The sequence below is a fragment of the Isoptericola nanjingensis genome (assembly GCF_050311635.1).
GTDB lineage: Bacteria > Actinomycetota > Actinomycetes > Actinomycetales > Cellulomonadaceae > Isoptericola > Isoptericola nanjingensis.
Genome location: NZ_JBNOZL010000002.1, coordinates 434,356 through 455,512, shown reverse-complemented (window position 1 = coordinate 455,512; position 21,157 = coordinate 434,356). Strand labels below are relative to the sequence as shown.

The window sequence follows — 21,157 nt, the reverse complement described above, 5'->3', positions numbered from 1 at the left end:
ACAGCCCTCGAGGTAGTACCTGGTGGCGGTTCCGCGCCGCGCCGGGAACCGTCACCAGGTACTACGTCAGCGCGCGGTGGTAGTAGACGACGGCCTGCACGCGGTCGCGCAGGTGCAGCTTGGCCAGCACGTTGGAGACGTGGGTCTTGACGGTGGCCTCGCCGAGGAACAGCTCGCCCGCGATCTCGGCGTTCGACAGCCCCTGGCCGACGAGCACCAGCACCTCGCGCTCCCGCGGAGTGAGCTGGTGCAGCCGGGGGTCGGACGGTGCCGGCTGGGTGCCCGACGGCGCGCCCGCCGGCGGCCGCTCCCCGGAGACCATGCGCTCGATGACCCGACGGGTGACCTCCGGCGCGAGTAGCGCGTGCCCGGCGGCGACGGTGCGGACGGCGTCGACGAGCCGGTCGGCGTCGGAGTTCTTCAGCAGGAAGCCGGACGCGCCGGCGCGCAGGGCGTCGTCCACGTAGGCGTCGTCGTCGAAGGTGGTGAGCACCAGGACCTTGGCGAGGTCGTCGGCGACGATGCGCCGGGTGGCCTCGATGCCGTCCATCACCGGCATCTGCACGTCCATGAGCACGACGTCGGGGCGCAGCGCCCGCACCTGCTCCACCGCCTGCGCGCCGTCGGCGGCCTCGCCCACGACCTCGACGTCGGGCTCGACGGACAGGATCATCGCGAAGCCGGAGCGCACCAGCTTCTGGTCGTCGACCAGAAGCACCCGCACGGGCGCGTCGGCGCTGGTCACGGGCGGTCCTCGGGCAGGGGCAGGCGCACCCGCACACGGTAGCCGCCGGTGGCACGCGGCCCCACGTCGGCGACGCCGCCGTGCGTCGCGACGCGCTCGCGCACGCCCACCAGCCCGAGGCCGGTGCCCGTGGAGCCGGGGCGCGGGCGGCCGTCGTCGAGCACCTCCACCTCGGCGAAGCCGTGCGGGAACCGGTCGGCGGACGGGTCGTCGCGCCGTGCCGGGTGGCGGTCCACGCGCACGACGACGCGCGCGGACCGGGCCGTGGAGTGCTTGCGCACGTTGCTCAGCGCCTCCTGCGCGGTGCGGTACAGGCTGAGGCCGACCGGCGCGGGCACGGCGTCGACGGCGCCCGGCTCGGCCACCACCCGCACGTCGACGTCGAGACCGGCGTCGTCCGCGAGGGCCGGGACGTCGGCCAGCCCGGGCTCCGGCGCCCGCCCGCCGGCCGCCGCGGTCCCGGCCGGGCCGACGTCCTCGACCCCCCGCAGCGTGCCGAGCAGCCCGCGCATCTGCGCCACCGCCTCGCGCGACTCGCCCTCGATCGTGGCCAGCGGCTCGGCCGCGGCGGCCGGGTCGCCCGCGAGCATCCGCCGGGCTGCGGCCGCCTGGATGCCGATGACGGACACGTGGTGCGCGACGACGTCGTGCAGCTCGCGGGCGATGCGCAGCCGCTCGGTGACGACGGCCTGCCGCTGGAGCTCCGCCGTCTGACGCTCGATCGTCGCGGCCTGCGCCTCCAGCTGCTCGCGGCGGCGGGCGCCGTGCCACATGAGCTGGCCGGCCACGACCGCTCCGTAGAAGTAGGCGACGTTGATGAGCAGGTTGTACGCGGTGAACGCGACGCCGGGGTCGACCAGGCCGGGCTGCTCGTCGGCCAGCCCCATCGACTCGATGATGCCGTCGATGCCCGCCCCGACGGCGAACTGCCAGGCCAGCCACCCGAACATCGCCAGCAGCGCGGCGCCCACGACGAGCACCATCGCCTGCCGGTCGCGCGCCCACGCCACCGCGCTGAACAGGGCGACGAAGTAGACGACCTGGAGCGGCACGAGGATCGTCACCAGGGGGACGGTCAGACCCACCACGAGGAAGTGCAGGTACACCACGGAGAGCACGACCAGCGGGAACCGCCGCCGCCACATGAGGGGCGCGGCGCCCACGGCCGCGAGCAGGTAGAGCAGCCAGGTCGGGGCCGTCTCGTCCTCGAAGTACCCGATGCTGCGGGCGAGCTCGGCGCCCACGAGGGAGACGACGACGAACACGGCCCCGAGCCACAGGTCGTGGCGGTAGGCGCGGGCGGGGTCGGCGGGCACGCGCTCCCACCCGGAGTCGATCCCCCACCAGTCCGAGAGACGGGCGGTCCACCCGGCAGGTTGCTGCGGCATCCGCCCAGCGTAGGAAGACCGGCCGGGGTCCCGCCTCCCCCACGAGGCGGAGTTCGGGGGCAGGATGGGCGACGTGACCACCATCACCGGGATCGACATGACGCCCCCCGCTGCCCTCACCGTCTCCGTGTGCCGCACCTGCGCGGTCGAGCACGCCGAGCGCCCCGACACGTGCGCGATCTGCGCGGACGAGCGCCAGTGGGTGCCGGTGTCGGGGCAGGCGTGGACCACCCTCGAGGAGCTGGCCGCGGAGGGGTGCGCGGTGTCCGTGCGCGAGCTCGAACCGGGGCTCGTCGCCCTGGAGGTCGCGCCGGGGGTCGGTATCGGGCAGCAGTCGAAGCTGGTGCTGACGTCGGCCGGTGCGCTGCTGTGGGACCCGCTGGGCTTCGTCGACGACGCGGCGGTGGACGCCGTGGCCGGCCTGGCCGGCGAGGGCGGCGTCGTCGCGGTCGCTGCGAGCCACCCGCACATGTTCGGGGCCCAGGTCGAGTGGTCACGGCGGCTGACCGCGGTCACGGGACGCGAGGTCCCGGTCCTGGTCAGCGAGGCCGACGCCGGCTGGGTCGCACGCCCCGATCCGGTGATCGAGACCTGGGCCCCCGGACCCGCGGGCGAGCGGGAGATCCTTCCCGGTGTGTGGCTCAGCCAGCCCGGCGGGCATTTCCCGGGCTCTGCCGTCGTGCACTGGGAGGCCGGCGCCGACGGGCGGGGCGTGCTGCTGTCGGGCGACACGATCTTCGCGAACCCGGACCGCACGGCGAGCTTCATGCGCAGCTACCCCAACCGCATCCCGCTGTCCGCGGCGGTCGTGACGCGCGTCGCCGCGCACGTGGCCCGCCGGCCCTTCGACCGCCTCTACAACAACTTCGACGGCGTCATCCCGGCCGACGCGCGCGACGCCGTGCTGCGCTCCGCCGAGCGGCACGCGGCCTGGGTGCGCGGCGACTTCGACCACCTCACGTGAGTGCCTCGGCGGGCTCGTGCCGGGGCAGGACCGGGGCGGCGTCCGGCGGTCCCGGCACCACGACCGCCGCGATCGCCGTCGTGATCGGGATGGCGAGCACGAGGCCGATCGACCCGACCAACGTGCGGACGATCTCCTCCGCGATCTCCCCCGAGGTGAGCGCGGTCACGGGCGACTGGTCCAGCAGCCACACCGTGAGCAGCAGGGGCAGCGCGGCGCCCACGTAGGCGAAGGCGATCGTGTACACCGTCGACGCGATGTGGTCACGACCGATCCGCATCGCCCGCGCGAACAGGGCCCGGCGCGAGGCCAGCGGCGCCAGCGCGCGCAGCTCCCAGACGGCCGACGCCTGCGTGATCGTGACGTCGTTCAGCACGCCCATGCCCGCCAGCACGAGCCCGCACAGCGCGATGCCCTGCAGGTCCACCCCGGCCGCCATGGACGGCAGCATCTGCGCGGTCTCCGACGTCGCGCCCGTGATCTTCGAGGCGGACGTGGCCCACGTGCCGATCGCGGCCGTGAGGGCCAGGCCGGCCAGCGTGCCCAGCAGCGCCACCGACGTCCGCGTCGTCAGCCCGTGCGCGAGGTAGAGCACGACGAGCATCACCGCCGACGACGTCACCAGCGCGACCGCCATCGCGTCCTTGCCTGCGAGCAGGGCGGGGAACGTGAACCCGAGGAAGACCGCGAACGCGACACCGAGCCCGGCGATCGCGGCGAGGCCCCGCCACCGGGCCACGAGGAGGACGACGAGCACGTACGCCCCGGCGAGGAGCGCCAGCGGGAGCTCCCGCTGGTGCTCCATGAAGACGTAGGGGGCGGCGATCTCCCCCTGGAGGTCGCCGATGTGCAGCGCCACCAGGCCGTCGCCGGTCTCGAACTCGAACCGCGGGTCGACCTGCATGCGTGACGCGCCGCCGTCGGGCAGCTCGATCGGCAGGGTCACCTCGCCCGACTCGTCCACGCCCGGGGGCCCGGCCACCGTCACCTCGACGAAGGAGCTCCCGTCCACGACCACGGGGATGCGATCGGGCACCTCGCCGGCCTTCGGCCAGAGCATCCACATCCCGAGCGCCGTCGCGACGATCGCGGGCAGCACGAGACAGGCGATGACGAGCCGGGTGCGTCGTGGAGCCGGCGCCACCGGTCCGCCGTGCGCGTGGCCGTGTGCGTGGGCTCCCGTCATGGGCGGATCCTCACACGGGGCCCGCCGGTTTCCCGGACGTACACTCCCGGGGTGGACCAGACGCCCGACCCCGCCGCAGGCCCCGGGACCGGGCGGGCGGTCGGGGTGGCGCTCGCGATCGTCGCGGGGTTCGCCGCCGCGCTGCAGAGCCGCGTCAACGGCACCCTCGCCACCGAGACGGGCACGGCGTTCGGCACGGCCGCCCTGTCGTTCGGCTCGGGCCTGGTGCTCCTCACCCTCGCGCTCCCGTTCTCCCGCGCCGGGCGGTCGGCGCTCGGCCAGGTCGGCGCCGGCCTGCGCCGCGGCGGCTCCTCGGGCGGCCTGCGCTGGTGGGAGTGCCTGGGCGGCCTCGGCGGCGCGTTCTACGTGATGTCGCAGGGGCTGACGGTCGACGCGCTCGGTGTGGCCGTGTTCACCATCGCGCTCGTGGCCGGGCAGTCGGTGAGCTCCCTCGTCATCGACCGGCTCGGGCTCGCGCCGGGCGGCGTGCGCCTGGTGACCGTGGGCCGGGCCCTCGGCCCCGTGCTCACGGTCGTCGCCGTCGTCGTGGTCTCCGGCGCGGGCGCGGCGACCGCCGCCCTCGGGCTGGCGCTGTTCCCCCTCGTGGCGGGCGTGCTGCAGTCGTTCCAGCAGGCGCTCAACGGCCGCGTGCGCGCGGCCGTGCGCCCTGCCGGCGGCGGCGGCCGCGACGGCGGCGTGCTGGCCGCGACGTTCGTGAGCTTCCTCGTCGGGACGGCGGCGCTGCTCGTGGTGTTCGGGGTGTCGCTCGCCGTCGACGGCGCCCCCACCGGCTCGCTGCCCCCCGACCTGCTGCTCTATTCCGGCGGTCTGCTCGGCATCGTCTTCATCGCCCTGCAGGCGGCGGTCGTGCAGCGCATCGGCGTGCTGCTGCTCGGGCTCGGCATGATCGCCGGCCAGGTGGTCGGCGCGCTCGTCCTCGACGTCGTCTCCCCCGCCGTCGCCCCGCCGGGCGCCGCGACCTACGCCGGCGCGGCGCTCACCCTCGTCGCCGTCGCCGTCCCCCTCCTCGAGGGCGCGCTGCGCCGCCACCGCTGACCTCCCGGTCGCTCCCGGGCACGACCACGCCGCCCCGACCGGGCGGTCGAGGCGGCGTCGTCGTGCGTGGTGCTCAGCGGGTGACGCGGTGCGTCACTTCTGCCAGCCCCAGTTCTCCGGGTGCGGGTTCAGCCCCTGGAAGCCCGAGGTGAACGGGCCCCAGTTGGCCAGGCCCTTCTTCACGCCCGACATCGCGGGGCCGAAGTCGATCGGGAAGGTGCCGTACTGCTCCAGCGCCTTCTTCTCGGCCTCGTTGAACGCGGCGATCGCGTCGGGGATCTCCTCGATGGTGCCCGGCTTCTTCATCAGCTCGTCGATCTCCTTCGACCCGATGTACGTGAAGTTCGAGTCCGAGTCGGAGCAGTAGAGCTGGCAGCCCGAGGTGCTGTAGCCGTACGGGTCGGAGGACGACCAGGCCATGATCAGCATCTCGTACTTGCCGCCGAGGACGGTGTCCGAGAACTTCGACGGGTCCTGGTTGTCGAGCTCGACCTCGATGCCGGCCGCCTTGAGCATCGCCTGCACGGCGTTCGCCATGGCGGTCTGCGTCGGGCTGTCACCGAAGAAGGTGTACTTGAGGTGGACCGGCTTGCCGTCCTTCTCGTAGTAACCCGACTCCTCGTTGAGGGTGTAGCCCGCGCCCTCGAGCGTGGCCTTGGCGTTGTCCACCGAGAAGGCGGCGTCGGCCGGCATGTTGTTCTCGTAGCCGTCCTGGATCGGCGACATCACCTCGGACCCGGCCGGGTCCTCCTCCCAGCCGAGACCCTGGAAGTCGATCTCGGCGAGCTTGGTGACGTCCGTCGCCTGCGTCACGGCCTTGCGCACCGCGATGTCCTGCAGCGCCTCGGCCTTGGTGTTCAGCGTGAACACGCCGGTCGACAGGGCGTAGTTGATGAGGATCTGCACGTCGTCCATGCCGCGCGCCACCTTGAGGCGGTCGGCCGCCGCGATGTCCTCGATCGCGTCGATCTCACCGTTCTGGAACGCGTTGATGGAGGCGGACGGCTCCATCTGCTTGTACGAGATCTTCTCCAGCTTCGGCGTCTCGCCCCACCACTTGGGGTTCGGCACGAAGGTGGCCTGCGTCTCGTCCTGCGAGTCGACGATGAACGGACCGGCGGCCCACTCGTTGTGCGGCTCGTTCACCCAGCCCTTGGTGTAGGTCTTGACGTCCAGGCTGTCCGGGTGCATCAGGTTCAGGAACAGGAACTGGTACGGGAAGAACGGCGCGTCGAAGGTGACGACGACCTGCTTGTCGTCCTTGCCCTTCTCCACCGACTTGACCTGGTCGTAGCCGGTGGTCGAGACCGGGTTGTAGCCCTTGGTCTTGCCCGACTGCGCCTTCCAGGTGGCCTCGAAGGCCGTCCAGTCGATCGGCGTGCCGTCGTTCCACGTCGCCTTGGGGTTGACGTCGTAGGTGACGACCAGCGGGTCCTCCGAGGTGACCTCGACCTTGGACAGGTAGTCGGGGTTCGGCGTCGGGTTGCCTGCGGCGTCGTAGTCCCAGAGGTTCGTCTGGTACAGCTTCCAGAAGTCGCTCATATACCGGGTGTTGCCGTCGACCGAGAACCCGTTCCAGTTCGGCGTGATCTCGCTGATCGCGAGGTTCAGCGTGCCGCCGTCCTCGACCGCCTCGCGGTCCTGCGGGTTGTTGTACGCCTTGCCGGCCTCGGGCTTGGGCAGCGCGCCCTCGTACGAGGAGGGGACGCCGTCGGCGGGCTCCGTCGTCATCGACGTGTCGCCGTTGCCCTGGGCCGTGCCCTCGTCGTCGCCACCGCCGGAGCCGCACGCGGCCAGGGTGAGCGCGAGCACCGCGGCAGCAGCGACCGCACCGACGCCCTTCTTGCGGATCGTTGTCATGATTCTCCTTGAGAAGCGTCTACCCGGTCGGGTAGATGACCCGGACGGGTCAGGCGCGGGTGGTCTCCCGCACGTCTGTGAGGCCCGCCGACGTCCTGGTCAGCGGGAAGTGGCAGGCGGCGAGCTGGTCGTCGCCGCCGGTGAGGACGGGCAGCACGGTGTCGCAGCGCCGCTGGTCGTCGGCCGGCAGCGTGGCGCGCACGGGGCAGCGGCTCGCGAAGCGGCAGCCGGGGATCTCCTCCACCGGGCTGGGCAGGTCGCCCTCGAGCACCACGCGCTTGCGCCCGCGCTCGAGCTGCGGGTCGGGCAGCGGCACGGCCGACAGCAGGGCCTGCGTGTACGGGTGGCGCGGCGCGGTGAAGACCGCCTCCGTGTCCCCGGACTCGACGACCTGCCCCAGGTACATCACGGCCACGCGGCTGGAGATGTGCCGGATCACGGACAGGTCGTGCGCGACGAAGAGGAACGCGACGCCGAGCTGGGCCTGCAGGTCCTCGAGCAGGTTGATGACGCCGGCCTGGATCGACACGTCGAGGGCCGACACCGGCTCGTCGAGCACGATGAGCCGCGGGTTCACGGCGAGGGCCCGTGCGATGGCGATGCGCTGGCGCTGGCCGCCGGAGAACTGCGACGGGAACCGGTCGACGTGGTCGGGGTTGAGGCCGACCAGCTTCATGAGCTCGTCGATGCGGGCGTTGACCTTCTGCCGCGACCAGCCGTGCACCTTGAGCGGCTCGGCGAGCACGTCGTAGACCGGCATGCGCGGGTCGAGCGAGCTCATCGGGTCCTGGAAGACGATCTGCAGGTCGCGTCGCAGCCCCGCCCGCTCGCGCGTCGAGAGCTCCTCGAGGTTCTTGCCGAGCACGGCGACCCGGCCGCCCTGCGGCGCCTCGAGCTTCATGATCTCGAGGAGCGTCGTCGTCTTGCCGGAGCCGGACTCGCCGACCAGCGCGACCGTCTCGCCGGCGCGCACGTCGAACGTGACGCCGTCCACGGCCTTGACGGTGCCGACGCGGCGGCGCAGGAAGCCGCCCTTGGTGAGCGGGAAGTGCCGCTTGAGGCCCTCGACCTCGAGCACGACCTCGCGCTCGGAGCGGGGCACCGACTCGAGCGTCGACTCGGCGGCCTCGGCCACCTCGTACGCGTCCTCGAACGTGACGCCCTGCTCGGCGAGCTCGTCGGCGCGCACGCACGCGGCGAGCGTCTCGGGCCGGCCGGCCACGGGCAGCAGGTCGGGCTCGGCCGTGCGGCAGCGGTCCTCGACGAGCGGGCAGCGGTCGGCGAACGGGCAGCCGACGGGCAGGTCGACCAGCGACGGCGGGTTGCCCTGGATCGGCACGAGGCGGCGGTTCTCGCCGCGGTCGGGGCGCGGCACGGCGCCCAGCAGGCCCATCGTGTACGGCATGGCGGGCCGGGCGAACAGCTCGTCGACGGGCGCCTGCTCCACGGGGCGGCCGGCGTACATCACGAGGACGTCGTCGGCCACGCCGGCCACGACGCCGAGGTCGTGGGTGATCATGACGACGGCGGCGCCGGTCTCGCGCTGCGCCTTCTTGAGGACGTCGAGCACCTGGGCCTGGATCGTCACGTCGAGGGCCGTCGTGGGCTCGTCGGCGATGATGACGTCGGGGTCGTTCGCGATGGCGATCGCGATCATCACCCGCTGGCGCATGCCGCCGGAGAACTGGTGCGGGTAGGCCCGCAGCCGCTCGGCCGGGTTGGGGATGCCGACCAGGTCGAGCAGCTCGATCGACCGCTCCTTGACCTGCTTGCGGTTCAGGTCCTGGTGCAGGTCGAGGGCCTCGGCGAGCTGGTCGCCGATGGAGAAGACCGGGGTCAGCGCGGACAGCGGGTCCTGGAAGACCATCGCCATCTCGTTGCCGCGGTACTTGGACAGCTCGAGCTCGCTGAGGCCGAGCAGCTCCGTGCCCTTGAGCCGGATGGAGCCCTCGACGCGGGCGTTCTCGTCGAGCAGCCCCATGACCGACAGGGACGTCACGGACTTGCCGGAACCCGACTCCCCCACGATGCCGAGCGTCCGCCCGGGCATGAGGTCGAAGTTCACGCCGCGGACGGCGCGGACGGTGCCGGCCTCCGAGGCGAAGCTCACGTGCAGGTCGCGCACGCTCAGGACGGGGTTCATGCTCGGCCTCCCGACCGGGAGTTCGGGTCGATGGCGTCGCGCAGGCCGTCGCCGATGAGCTGCACGGAGAACGTGAGCAGCACCAGCGCGACCGACGGGGCGATGAGCACCCACGGCGCGGTGAGGATGACGCTCTGCCCCGCCTGGAGGATGGTGCCGAGCGAGGTGTCCGGCGCCTTGATGCCGAGGCCGAGGAACGACAGCGCCGTCTCGGAGTTCACGGCGGCGACCACGCCGAGCACGGTCTGGATGATGAGCACCGACCCGAGGTTCGGGATGAGGTGCCGACGGATGATCGTGAACGACCGCACGCCCATGTACCTGGCGGCGTGCACGTAGTCGAGCTCGCGCAGCGACAGCGTCAGGGTGCGCAGCACGCGGGCGTACCCGATCCAGCCGAAGACCGTGATGCCGAACGTGAGCCAGATCCAGCCGTTGGCGCCGGACGACGAGCGCACGATCATCGCGATGAGCAGGAACGACGGGATCACCAGCAGCATGTCGAGGACCCACATGCCGACGCGCTCCACCCAGCCCTCGAAGAAGGCGATGGTGGTGCCGATGATCGCGGCGATCACCGTGATCGCCACGGACGACAGGATGCCGATGGCGAGGGAGCGGCCGAGGCCGCGCGCCACGAGGGCGAAGACGTCGGACCCGCCCGTCGTCGTGCCGAACCAGTGCTCGGCGGACGGCGCCTGGGCGAGGGCGAGGAAGTCGGGCTCGTCGTAGCCCCACTGCGCGATGCGCGGGCCCACGAACGCGAACACGACGAGCAGCACCAGCAGCACCAGCCCGACGACGGCGGACGGGCGGCGCGCGAAGCGCCTGGCGATCAGGGTGAAGCGCCCGGTGCGCCGCAGCCCGGTGCTCTGCTCGTCCTCCGCCGTGAGGACGGCGGCGGCGGTGACGGTCAGCTCGGAGTCAGCCATGGTTGTCCAGCCCCTCTCAGCTGATCCTGATGCGCGGGTCGAGCCACGCGACGACGAGGTCGGCCAGCAGCGCACCGACGAGGGTGCACACGCCGGCGAACGCCGCGATGCACGTCGCGCCGTTGATGTCGTTGTTGACGATCGTCGTGACGAAGTACCGGCCCAGGCCGTTGATCGCGAAGATCGTCTCGGTGATCACGGCGCCCGTGAACACCGTCGCGATCGAGAACGCGACGTTCACGGCCGTCGGGATGAGCGACGTGCGCAGCGCGTGCTTGCGGATCGCGAGGTGCAGCGGCAGGCCCTTGGCCCGCGCGGTGCGCACGTAGTCGGCCTTCATCGTGTCGAGCAGGTACGTGCGCTGCGTGAGGTGGTAGCTCACGGCGCCGATGATCGTCAGCACGATGGTCGGCAGGATGAGGTGCTGCGCCAGGTCGAGCAGCCACAACCATGGGTTGTCGCCCTCGTAGCTGTGCAACCCGGTGACGTAGAACAACCGGAACCCGAGCGCCTCGTTGATGTAGATCGCGGCGATGACGACGAACAGCGCGAGCACCGCCGTCGGGATCACGAGGAAGAAGGTCGCGAAGCCGCCGAGCACGCGGTCCTGCCACTTGTACTGGCGGATCGCGGTGTAGACGCCGATCGCGACGCCGATGACGATCGCGAGCACCGTGGCGAGCGTGACGAGCTGCGTCGACGCGCCGATCCGCGTCGCGACCGCGCTGGCCACCGGCTCCTGGTCGGGGCTCAGGCCCCAGTTCCAGTGCAGGACGATGTCCGTCAGCCAGCGCCAGTAGCGCAGCAGCAGCGGGTCCTCGTCGTTGATGTTCGCCGCCGTGAGGGACGCGTTGATGGAGTCCATCGGCGGGCGCGGGTTGCGCGACAGGTAGTTGGACCGGGGGTCCATGAAGACCGAGGCCAGCAGGTACGTCGCCGAGACGGCGACGAAGAGCATCGCGACGTAGTTCGCACCACGCCGCAGGAGGAACCGGCCCATCAGTCGCGACCGACCACGCTCGTCGGTGCGGGCACGGGGGTGCCCCCTCGTCCGGGTGGCTGGTTCCCGGTCAGCATGGCGAGAGGCGCGACACGCATGGACTTCCCTGTGCACTTGGGGCTCGTGGCCCGACGACGCGCGTGGCCCCTGCCCGGTGGGTGCGGGCCGCGCGCACTGATGACGAAAGCGCAGGCCGAGGTGGTTTGGCAGGGCGCCTCACGATAGACCTGTGCAACAGTCGCTGACCTTACTCGCGCTGTGTTTCGCCGTGGTTCACGTCTTGTCACACGGGCGTTCAGCGCACCGGAGATGAGACGCAGAACACACCATAGGGCCGATAAAATTGCAGGTCGGCGCGTTCTGGACCGGTGAACATATCGATTCGATCACGATCGTCGACCCGGCCACCTATCGGGGCCGGAGCGCCGACGGACGACGGCGGCCGGCCCACCCCGTGGGTGGACCGGCCGCCGTCGTCACTCCCGGCCGCTGCCGGGCTCAGCGCCTCAGAACTTCTGCTGCATCTGGGGGTTGAGCGACCGCAGGTTGGTCTTCGCCTTCCCGTCGATCCGGTCGTCGATGTCGAACGTGTCGAAACCGATCCCCAGGTCGTTCGAGTAGGCGTAGCCGTTGTACCAGTAGGTGGACCAGGTGCCACCGCTGGAGACGCCAGCGCCGCGGTCGAACCAGGCGAGCTCCTTCGGCTTCTTCGAGTTGGTGAAGTCGAACACCGACACGCCGCCCTGGTACCAGGACTGGACCATGAGGTCCTTGCCCTTGACCGGGATCAGCGAGCCGTTGTGCGCCACGCAGTTCTCGGTGGCGTCGTTGATGCGCGGAATCTTGTAGTAGCTCTGGAACACGAGCTTCGTCTCGTGCTTCCCGCCCTTCTTCCGCTCCTTCTCGATGTCGTAGATGCCGTTGGCACCGAGCTCCGGGGCGTACTCGCCGGTGCAGGTCGCCAGCCCGCCGCCGCCGAGCTCGTCGGTGAAGACGACCTTGGTCGCGTCGTTGTTGAAGGTCGCCGAGTGCCAGAACGCGAAGTTCTCGGTGTCCCGGACCGTGCTGATCACCTTCGGGTGAGCGCGGTCCTTGATGTCCATGAGGATGCCGTCGCCCATGCACGCACCCGCCGCGAGGTCCTTCTGCGCGTAGGTGGTGATGTCGTGGCAGCCGGACGTCGCCGAGGCGCGCCGGTCCGGGTCGCCCTCGTAGCCGCCCTCCGGGAAGAGGTTCGGCGTGCCCACGAGCGTGGCGGCAGCAGGGTTCTTCACCGGGATCTTCACGACCGAGATGATGTCGTGCGGCGGCTGGCAGTCGGGGTAGGTCGAGCTCGGGCTGTACGACGAGACGTAGACGTACAGGTCCTTGCCGTTCTTGCTCGGCGCCAGGGAGTGGGTGTGGGAGCCGCACGCCGTCTCGACGGACTTGACGTACTCGGGCTCGAGCGGGTCGGAGATGTCCCAGACCTTGATGCCCTCCCAGGCGTCCTTCTCCGTCGCGGGGCGGGTCGTCGAGGCGCAGGAGTCGTCGCTGCGCGACGAGTCGGTGGACAGCACCAGGATGTCGCCGTAGACGGAGATGTCGTTCTGCGAGCCGGGGCAGTACACCTGGAGCGCCTGGACGGGCTGCTCCGGGTCGCGCAGGTCGTAGACCGTGAACCCGTCGTAGTTGCCCGCGTAGGCGTACTTGCCCTGGAACGCGATGTCCGAGCCGGTGCCCTGCAGGGCGCCGTTCTTCGGGTTGTTGTTGAGGTGCTCGATCTTCGACGAGGCCACCTCGCCGGGCGGGACGTCGGGCTCGGCGGCGTCGGACGCCGACGCGGGGGCCGCGAGACCCAGCGCCCCCGCGACCAGGGCCAGCGAGAGGGCGACACCGGCGACGCCTCTCGTCCGTGAACTGCTCGTCCGTGAACTCCGCATCCGTGGACTCCTCTTCCGTGAACTCAGGGTTGGACGACGCGCTAGCGCCACACCTCGTTGTGTTGGTCACACTGAGTGTTGTCTGGAAGCATCCTCCCCACCAGGTGTGCGGGCATCTTTTTACGCCGTGGCAACAACCTCAGGAGAGGATCTTCCGGTGACCACAGACCCCCGGATCCGTCGCTCGGGCGGCCGTCGCGCCGCCCTGACCTGCGTCGTCACGCTCGCCCTGGGGCTCTCCGCCGGGTGCACCGCCGAGGAGCCCGCGCCGGCACCGACGCCGTCGTCGGCCGTGCTCGCGCCGGGGAAGCCCGGCGAGCCCGCCGAGACCATCGCCCCCGAGGACTACGAGGGCATGGGCGACGCCGACGTCGTCACCGAGGCCGACGCCGACTTCATGACGCGGATGATCGGCCACCACGCCCAGGCCGTGGAGATGGCGCAGCTGGTCCCCGAGCGGTCGGAGTCGGCGCCGCTCGCGAAGTTCGCCGACCGCATCCGCCTGACGCAGGACGGCGAGATCGACTACATGAGCCGCTGGCTCGAAGACCAGGGCCTCCCGGTGCCCGCGGTGGCGACGGCGTCGGCCGCGCCGTCGGACGGGAGCGGGCCGCGCGCCCCGCAGGCCCACGACCACGGCTCCATGCCCGGCATGCTGACCGAGGCCGAGATGACGGCCCTGGCGGACGCCGACGGCACCGCGTTCGACCGGCTGTTCCTCGAGGGCATGATCAAGCACCACGCGGGGGCGCTGGAGATGGTCGACGACCTCAGCGCCGCCGGGCGGGACGAGACGGTCCAGGAGTTCGCCTCGAACGTGGCGGCAGATCAGATCGCGGAGATCGACCGGATGTCCCGGCTGCTCGACGAGCTCCCCGGATGACGGGTCGGCTCACCCCTCGCGGGCGACCTCCGCGACGAAGGCACGCACCGGCGCGGTCGCGTCGGAGGAGCGCCGCACCAGCGCCCAGCGCACCGCAGGCGCGCCGTCGAGCGGGAGGTACCTGACGCCCGGCCACGGGAAGTAGCGGCGGCCCTCGTCGGGCACCGGGCACACCACCTTCCCCGCGGCGACGAGGGCGAGGATCTCCTGGTAGGTGGCGGCGGCCGGTCCGCGCGGGACCTCCCGCCCGGCCGGCGTCCGCTCGGGCAGGACGCCGGCCAGCCACGCCGGCGGCGCCGCCCCGCGGACCGCGGGCACGGCGTGCTCGGCGAGCGCCTCGACGTCGACCCGCCCCGCCGCCGCGAGCGGGTGGTCCGTCGCCACCAGGAGCCGCAGCGGCTCGGACCGCAGCACGGGGCCGACGGTGAGGTCGGGCTCCTCGACAGGGAGCCACGTCGTCAGGAGGTCGACGTCGCCGCGCCGCAGCGCGGCGAACGGGTCGCTGAAGACGACCTCGCGGAAGCGCAGCTCGACGTCGGGGTGCCGCGCCCGGAACCGGGCGAGGTCGGGCTCCAGCTCGTGCGCCTGCCCGCCCATGAAGCCGAGCGTCAGCGTGCCGGCCACGCGCCGCGCCGCGGCCGTGGCGGCGGCGACGGCGGCGCCGATGCCCTCGTACGCGGGGCGCAGGCCCGCGCGCAGCACCTCACCCACGGGGGTGAGCTCGACCTTGCGGCTGGTGCGCTCGAACAGCGGCGCCCCGACGGCCCGCTCCTGCTTGCGGATCGACTGGCTCACGAGCGACACCGAGACGTGCAGCCGTTCCGCCGTCCGGCCGAAGTGCAGCTCCTCCGCGAGGGTCAGGAAGATCTCGATCTCACGCAGTTCCACGCCCCGTCCCACCCCTCGCCGCCGTGCCCCCCTCGGCCCGGGGCGACCGATCGTTGACCCGGGGTGAACGAGCGTAGCCGGATCGGCCGTTGATCCGTGCCGGGGCCACGGCGAGCCTGGGTACGGCCGCGAGGGCCGACCGCACCACGCCCAGGAGGACCACCATGCGCCCACCCTTCGTCGCCGAGCACGGCTCGTCGAACGCCCGGGTCGACGGCGGCCCGCGCCGGCACGAGCGCCCGCTGCACCGGCCCGCCCCCGCGCGCCGCCTGCCTCCGGCGTCGGTCCGGCGGCGCCGCCGGACCGCGAGTGCGAGTGCGAGTGCGCCCGAGGGTGACGACGACGACGGGGCGTCCGCCGTCAGCGGCGGCCCAGGGCCGTCACCATGAGCATCGTGGAGTCGTCGTCGGACTCGAGCCCGGCGAGCTTGTGCTCGATCACCTCGAGGTCGCGGGTGAGCCCCACGGTGGAGCGCAGGTCCTCCAGCCGCTCCGTGAGCCGCGTGCCGCGTCGTTCCACGAGGCCGTCGGTGTAGAGGAGCAGGGACTCGCCCGGCACGAGGTCGATCCGCCCGGCACGCACGGCCGCGCGCATCGCCCCGACCGGCGGGTTGCGGACCACCTCGACCAACCGCGCGCCGTCCGCGTCCGCGACGACCGGCGGCAGGTGCCCGGCGCAGACGTAGTCGACGCCGCCCGTGCCTGTCTCGGGGTCGACGTCGAGGATGCCGACCAGCAGCGTGGCCATGTCGTCGGTGAGGAGCGTCCGGGCGAGGCGGTCCAGGCCGGCCGCCGCCGTCGCGACGTCACGGTGCTCGAGCAGCAGGGAGCGCAGGCCGTTGCGCAGCTGGGTCATCGCCGACGCGGCGGGCAGCCCGTGCCCGGCGACGTCCCCGATGACGAGGGCGGTGCGGCCGTCGGGCAGCTCGAACGCGTCGTACCAGTCGCCCCCGACCCGGCCGCCGTCCGCGGGCCGGTAGCGGGCCTCGAGCCGCCACCCCGGCAGGGTCGGCAGCTCCGCCGGCAGCGAGGAGTGCTGGAGCACCAGCGCCGCGCCCAGGTCGGGCCGGGACCGCCGGTACAGGAGCTCGACGATGGTCCGGCGCGCCACGAGGGCCGCGCGGACGTCATGGTCCGACCACGGCTCGCAGGTGCCGTGCACGGCCTCGCGCCACGCCGCGAACGACCGTCGCGGGCCCACGCGCACGACCGCGCCGCTCTCGTCCCGGTCGATCGTCTTCTCGTGCGGGTCGCCGCCCCACGTGACCTCGCGCGCGACCTCGCTGCGGAACAGGGCGAGCAGGTCCCCGTCGGGCAGCGGGGCGACGAGCGCGCCCGCGACGTCGCCCAGGCGGTCGGCCAGCCCCGGATGCTCGGCCCGCAGGTCGTGCGACGCGTACACCGGCTCCGTGCCGCCGTCCCTGCGGGGCCGCGCCGTCCGCCGCACGACGTCGACCACGGCCTCGGGCTCGTCCGGGACCAGCCCGACCGTGGCCGTCGCGTCGCCGGTGCGGACCATCGCGCCGTCGGCGCCGAGGATGCGCAGCAGCCCCGGCTGCGCGACGGCGTCGGCCACCGGGTCGTCCTCCGCCCGGACCAGCGCCTCGAGCGCACGGGAGACCTCGCGGGCGTGCTGCGCGTCGTCCGCGGCGGCACGCACCACCATCTGCAGGGACAGCCCCGCCGCGAGCGCCTCGGCCGCCGCGCGGACCTCGAGCGACGGCGTGTGCGGGCCGGCGACGTGGTGGCACGCGACCATCCCCCACAGCCGCCCGCCCCGCAGCAGCGAGATCGACATCGAGGCGGCGACCCCCATGTTCCGCAGGTACTCGACGTGCACCGGCGACACCGCCCGCAGGCCGGCGAACGAGAGGTCGGTCGGCTCTCCGGCGGCCGGCAGCAGCGCGGGCACCAGGGGCCGCGGCACGGACGCGACGTCGTGGATGAGGCGCAGCCAGCTCTTCTCGTAGAGGGCGCGCGCCTGGGGCGGGATGTCGCCGGCCGGGTACCGGTGGCCGAGGAAGGGCTCGAGGTCGGCGCGCCGCGCCTCGCCCACGACCTGGCCGTGGTGGTCCTCGTCGAACCGGTACACCATCACCCGGTCGAAGCCCGTCACCTCCCGCACCCCGCGCGCCGTGAGGTCGTACAGCTCGTCCAGCGAGCCGGCCGTCGCCGCCTGGCCGAGCACGGTGTACGCGGCGCGGTACGGCTCCGCCGGGTCGGCGGCCTGGTCCGCGAGCGGCTCGAGCTCGACGACCACGGCGCCCTGCGGGTTGCGGTGGGTCGACGCGACCCACGTGCGGCCGTCCAGCGTCACCCGCCGGAGACCGTCCGCGAGCGGCCCGCCCTCGGTGACGTCCTCGAGCCGCAGGGCCGCCACGGCCTCGGCGCCGAGCACCGCGGTCAGGGGCCGGCCGAGGACGTCGGCCGGCTGCGGGCCGATCAGCTCGGGCAGCGTGGCCGAGGCCTGCACCACCACGTCGTCGCGCAGCACGAGCAGCACCCCGCGGGGCTGCACCGAGCCGGGCACGTGGATGGGTTCCGCGGCACAGGTGTCGAGAGCGTCGTCGTCCGGGCCGTGCTCTGGGTCCTGCATGTCGTCCACCCGTCCGGGCTCGTCACCGCTGGCTGCCGCGTCTTGGCATGGGCGCACCCTTCCACGGCCCGCACGCCCGCCACAAATGACGACCGGGGTCAGGGGGCGGTGACGAAGACGTCGAAGAGCTCCGGGTGGTGGCCGTGCACCAGCACGGCGAAGACGACGGCGTCGAACAGCAGGTGCACGGTCACGACGTACGGAAGGCTCTTGTAGCGGGCGAAGATCCACCCCTGCACCAGGGCGAACGGCACGGTGAGCAGCGGCCCCCACTCGCGGTAGCCGAGCTCCCACAGGAAGGACACGAAGATCGCGGCCTGCAGCACGTTCGCCGTCCACAGCCCGAAGTGGCGGCGCAGCAGCGCGAACACCGTGCACACGAAGAACAGCTCGTCCCAGATGCCGACGGCGTTGACGCCGACGAACAGCCGGGCGACGTCCTGCCCGCTCTCGAGCGCCGGCCAGTTGAGGTAGGCGCCCGAGCCCAGGAAGTACCACGGCAGCACGAGGTAGCCGACCGCCACCACGACGACGAGGTACACGTACTGCCCGCGCGTCCAGCGGCGGCCCGTCGCGACGGGGAACCGCACCGCCCCCGCGCCGTCGTCGTCGCGGAACCAGTACCGCGACGCCGCCCACGGCACCAGCACCGCGAGGGACAGAACGACGGCGAACCGCGCGATCCCGGCGTCGGACAGGTCCGCCTCGAGGGAGATCGTCGAGATGATGCCGAGCGCGACGGCGATCAGCGCGAGGTCGCGGCCCAGCCGCCGGTCGACGAGCAGGCCGAGCGCGACGCCGGCCACGAGCGGCACGTAGGCGAGCGGGCGCACGTGCACCGCGAACAGCAGCACGGCCGACGCGGACACGAGGGCGGCGGCCAGGATCCGCGGCAGCGCGGCGGGGGCACGGCGGGTGACGTCCATCGTTCGGCGAGGATATCCGGCGGCCTGCGTGGAAGAATCCGGGGCATGGTCGCGGGTCGCGGAGCGCAGAGCCCTGCCGAGGGTGCGCGCCCGTGACGCCACGCTCCCCCGGCAGGACGGTTCCGGCCCAGGACGCCCCGAGGACGGGCGCGGTGCAGGACGCCCCGGGGACGGGCGCGGTGCAGGCGCTCGTGGCGGCCGGGCTCGCCCGGCCGGTCGCGGACGAGTCGTTCGACCGCTTCGCGCGGCTCGTGCAGCGCCAGCTCGGCGTCCCCACCGCCCTCGTGACGCTCGTGCTCCCGGACGCCCAGGTGTACCCCGGCGCGCTCGGGCTGCCGGACCCGTTCCAGGCCACCCGGCGCACCACGCTCACCGAGCCGCTGTGCGGCGAGACGATCCGCTCCGGCCAGCCCCTCGTCGTCGAGGACCTGCGTGCGGACCCGCGCTTCGCGAGCCGGGAGACGGTCACCGAGCTCGGCATGGGGTCGTACGCGGGCTTCCCGATCTTCGACCGGCACGGCACCGCCGTCGGCACGGTGTGCGCGCTGGACACCGAGGCGCACGCGTGGAGCGCCACGGACCTCGCCACCCTGGCCGACCTGGCCGCCGCCTGCACCGCCGAGCTGCGTCTGCGCCTCGAGCGGCAGCGCGCGCACCGCATCCAGCAGGTGGCAGTGCATGCCACGCGCCGCACCCGCATGCTGCTCGACCTCACCGACAGGTTCGCCGCCGCGACCACGCTCGACGAGATCGTGGACGCGCTGCGCACGTCGGGACCCGGGCTGGGCACCGTGTGGGCCGCGCTCGCGCTCGCGGAGCCCGGCGGGTCCGGCCTCACCCTCGTGGAGCGCGACGGCGCCTACCCCTACCTGCCGCGGCACTGGCGCCTCGACGACCCGGCGGTGGCGGCAGTCGCCCGCGCCCGCCGGTCCGCGTTCTACCGGGACGGCGCGGCCGCCCTGCGCGCCCAGCCCACCTGGGCGCCGTGGATCGACCCGTCGCTCGGCGGCCTCGCGCTGGTGCCGATGGTGGTGGACGACCGGCTGCTCGGCGTCGTCGTCCTGCTGTGGCGCGGCCCGCACGAGCACGACGACGAGAGCCGCCGCACGGCCGCCACGCTCGCGTCGTGCGTGGCGCAGGCCCTGGTGCGCATCCGCGTGCTGGAGGACCGGCACCGGGTCGCCACCACGCTGCAGGCCGCGATGCTCACCGACCTGCCCCGCGTGCCGTACCTGGAGCTCGCGTCGACCTACGCGTCCGCGACCCGCACGGACAAGGTGGGCGGCGACTGGTACGACGCGGTGGAGCTCGACCCGCGCTCGACCGTGCTGATGATCGGCGACGTGACCGGGCACGACATGCAGGCCGCCGCCCGCATGGGCCAGCTGCGCGCCATGCTGCGCACCCTCGCGTGGTGCCAGGACGCCCCGCCGGCGCGGCTCCTGCGCGAGCTGGACCGCGCCAACCGCGGGCTCGGGCTGACCGCCAGCGGCACCGCCGTCGTCGCACGCCTGGACCGCACCGGCCGCGGCGAACCGGGCAGCGGCGACGACCGGTGCCGGCTGTGGTGGGCCAGCGCCGGGCACCCGCGGCCGGTCGTGCTGCGCGCCGACGGGAGCGTGCACGAGCTCGACGGCCGCCCCGACCTCATGCTGGGCGTCGACCCGTCGGTCGTGCGCCGCGACCACGCGGCCGAGCTCGGCCCCGGCGACACCCTGCTGCTGTACACGGACGGTCTCGTGGAGTCGCGCACCGCGACGTTCGCCGCCCGCGCCGCGGACCTGCGCGCCGTCCTGGCGGACCTGCACGGCAGCCCGACGGCGGAGCTGCCGCAGCGGCTCGTCGACCGGATGGTGCACGGCCGGCAGCGCGACGACGTGGCCGTGCTCGCCGCCCGGGTCCGCTGACCCGGGCCGGCAGTCCGTCAGGGGTGCGCGACGCCCAGCTCGACGAACATCGCGCGGTTGAGGCGGAACGCCTCCTGCGCCTCGGAGACGGCGAGCTCGACCTCGGTGTCGTCGAGGTCGAGCCCGTCGAGGCGCTCGCGGTACACGTCCTTGAACGGCTTGGCCTTGGGGATCTCGGGGAAGTCGTAGAACTCCAGGCCCGCCGCGCCCATGCCGTAGTGGCGCTGCATCATCCGCTGGATGACCTGGCCGCCCGAGAGGTCGCCGAGGTAACGCGTGTAGGCGTGCGCCGCATAGCAGGCGACGTCGCCGCCGACGGCGTCGAGCCGCGCGACGTAGCGCTCGGTCGCGGGCAGCACCCGCACGACGTCACGCCATCCGGCGCCGTGCAGGTGGGCGAGGTCCCGCTCGATGGCGGGCACGCGGGTGAGCTCGTCGAAGACCAGGGCGGCGCCGCGCTCGTCCTGCCGCATCCGCTCGCTCGCCTGCTCGAGCGCCGTGTAGACGGCGAGCTGCTGCGCGGCGAGGTCGGCGTACGCGGCGACGTCGAGCCCGCCCGACAGGAGCCGTTCGACGAAGCCCTCGGACTCCGCCTGCGTGTGCTCGGCGCGCGTGCCCTCGCGCAGTCGGGTCGAGAGCGCGGCAACGTCCGCGAGCACCGTCATGGGACCTCCAGCATCGGGTGTCGTGCCAGGCCATGGACGACCGGCGGGTACCGAGGTAGTGACAGCTCGTCACGACCTGGCGTCACCATAACAGCCC

Annotated in this window: 16 protein-coding genes; 4 read left to right on the top strand and 12 right to left on the bottom strand. The window is 73.0% G+C overall.

The features are described from left to right. Nucleotides 1-61: 61 nt before the first annotated feature. Together ACQP6G_RS04930 and ACQP6G_RS04925 are read right to left on the bottom strand one after the other, a co-directional pair. Nucleotides 62-673, bottom strand: coding sequence for a response regulator (locus ACQP6G_RS04930; protein WP_429763218.1), 612 nt, complete (start codon nucleotides 671-673; stop codon nucleotides 62-64). A 68-nt stretch (nucleotides 674-741) separates the two neighbouring features. After that, nucleotides 742-2,133 carry a sensor histidine kinase gene (locus ACQP6G_RS04925; RefSeq protein WP_429763091.1) on the bottom strand — a complete coding sequence of 464 codons (1,392 nt, stop codon included), beginning with the start codon at nucleotides 2,131-2,133 and terminating at the stop codon, nucleotides 742-744. A gap of 97 nt (nucleotides 2,134-2,230) precedes the next feature. Between ACQP6G_RS04925 and ACQP6G_RS04920 the strand changes: the two genes are divergently transcribed. Beyond that, nucleotides 2,231-3,097 carry an MBL fold metallo-hydrolase gene (locus tag ACQP6G_RS04920; RefSeq protein ID WP_429763217.1) on the top strand — a complete coding sequence of 289 codons (867 nt, stop codon included), beginning with the start codon at nucleotides 2,231-2,233 and terminating at the stop codon, nucleotides 3,095-3,097. Here the strand turns inward: ACQP6G_RS04920 and ACQP6G_RS04915 are convergent. Beyond that, entirely contained in the window at nucleotides 3,090-4,283 is a 1,194-nt protein-coding gene (locus ACQP6G_RS04915) for a YibE/F family protein (RefSeq protein WP_429763090.1), read from the bottom strand. The two genes, ACQP6G_RS04920 and ACQP6G_RS04915, sit on opposite strands and share 8 nt — an antisense overlap. Before the next feature lie 51 nt (nucleotides 4,284-4,334). On the opposite strand from ACQP6G_RS04915, the gene ACQP6G_RS04910 reads away from it, so the two are divergent. After that, nucleotides 4,335-5,339, top strand: coding sequence for a DMT family transporter (locus ACQP6G_RS04910; protein WP_429763089.1), 1,005 nt, complete (start codon nucleotides 4,335-4,337; stop codon nucleotides 5,337-5,339). 93 nt (nucleotides 5,340-5,432) lie between these two features. On the opposite strand, the gene ACQP6G_RS04905 is transcribed toward ACQP6G_RS04910, so the two are convergent. The 5 genes from ACQP6G_RS04905 to ACQP6G_RS04885 all read right to left on the bottom strand — a co-directional run bounded on the left by ACQP6G_RS04905 (nucleotide 5,433) and on the right by ACQP6G_RS04885 (nucleotide 13,196). After that, on the bottom strand, nucleotides 5,433-7,199 hold the full coding sequence (locus tag ACQP6G_RS04905) for an ABC transporter family substrate-binding protein (protein ID WP_429763088.1): 1,767 nt from the start codon (nucleotides 7,197-7,199) through the stop codon (nucleotides 5,433-5,435). A 49-nt stretch (nucleotides 7,200-7,248) separates the two neighbouring features. After that, the gene (locus ACQP6G_RS04900; RefSeq protein ID WP_429763087.1) at nucleotides 7,249-9,342 is read right to left on the bottom strand and encodes an ABC transporter ATP-binding protein; all 2,094 of its coding nucleotides are present in this window, start codon (nucleotides 9,340-9,342) and stop codon (nucleotides 7,249-7,251) included. Then, a complete protein-coding gene (locus ACQP6G_RS04895) occupies nucleotides 9,339-10,274 on the bottom strand; it encodes an ABC transporter permease (RefSeq protein WP_429763086.1) in 936 nt (311 codons plus the stop codon). The genes ACQP6G_RS04900 and ACQP6G_RS04895 overlap by 4 nt, the downstream gene beginning before the upstream one ends. A gap of 16 nt (nucleotides 10,275-10,290) precedes the next feature. Then, nucleotides 10,291-11,274 (bottom strand): ABC transporter permease, encoded by a 984-nt coding sequence (locus ACQP6G_RS04890; protein WP_429763085.1) that lies wholly within the window; start codon nucleotides 11,272-11,274, stop codon nucleotides 10,291-10,293. A 506-nt stretch (nucleotides 11,275-11,780) separates the two neighbouring features. Next, nucleotides 11,781-13,196, bottom strand: coding sequence for an LVIVD repeat-containing protein (locus ACQP6G_RS04885; RefSeq protein ID WP_429763084.1), 1,416 nt, complete (start codon nucleotides 13,194-13,196; stop codon nucleotides 11,781-11,783). A gap of 157 nt (nucleotides 13,197-13,353) precedes the next feature. On the opposite strand from ACQP6G_RS04885, the gene ACQP6G_RS04880 reads away from it, so the two are divergent. Next, complete coding sequence (locus ACQP6G_RS04880) at nucleotides 13,354-14,079, top strand: DUF305 domain-containing protein (RefSeq protein ID WP_429763083.1); 726 nt, start codon at nucleotides 13,354-13,356, stop codon at nucleotides 14,077-14,079. Nucleotides 14,080-14,088: 9 nt separating this feature from the next. On the opposite strand, the gene ACQP6G_RS04875 is transcribed toward ACQP6G_RS04880, so the two are convergent. From ACQP6G_RS04875 to ACQP6G_RS04865, 3 genes are all read right to left on the bottom strand, one after another. Beyond that, the gene (locus ACQP6G_RS04875) at nucleotides 14,089-14,967 is read right to left on the bottom strand and encodes a LysR family transcriptional regulator (protein ID WP_429763082.1); all 879 of its coding nucleotides are present in this window, start codon (nucleotides 14,965-14,967) and stop codon (nucleotides 14,089-14,091) included. A gap of 360 nt (nucleotides 14,968-15,327) precedes the next feature. After that, a complete protein-coding gene (locus ACQP6G_RS04870) occupies nucleotides 15,328-17,562 on the bottom strand; it encodes a SpoIIE family protein phosphatase (RefSeq protein ID WP_429763081.1) in 2,235 nt (744 codons plus the stop codon). A 98-nt stretch (nucleotides 17,563-17,660) separates the two neighbouring features. Further along, the gene (locus tag ACQP6G_RS04865; RefSeq protein ID WP_429763080.1) at nucleotides 17,661-18,488 is read right to left on the bottom strand and encodes a CPBP family glutamic-type intramembrane protease; all 828 of its coding nucleotides are present in this window, start codon (nucleotides 18,486-18,488) and stop codon (nucleotides 17,661-17,663) included. A 92-nt stretch (nucleotides 18,489-18,580) separates the two neighbouring features. Between ACQP6G_RS04865 and ACQP6G_RS04860 the strand changes: the two genes are divergently transcribed. Further along, a complete protein-coding gene (locus tag ACQP6G_RS04860) occupies nucleotides 18,581-20,395 on the top strand; it encodes a SpoIIE family protein phosphatase (RefSeq protein WP_429763079.1) in 1,815 nt (604 codons plus the stop codon). A 17-nt stretch (nucleotides 20,396-20,412) separates the two neighbouring features. On the opposite strand, the gene ACQP6G_RS04855 is transcribed toward ACQP6G_RS04860, so the two are convergent. Further along, nucleotides 20,413-21,060: a biliverdin-producing heme oxygenase gene (locus tag ACQP6G_RS04855; RefSeq protein WP_429763078.1), complete on the bottom strand. Its 648-nt coding sequence runs from the start codon at nucleotides 21,058-21,060 to the stop codon at nucleotides 20,413-20,415. Nucleotides 21,061-21,157: the final 97 nt, after the last annotated feature.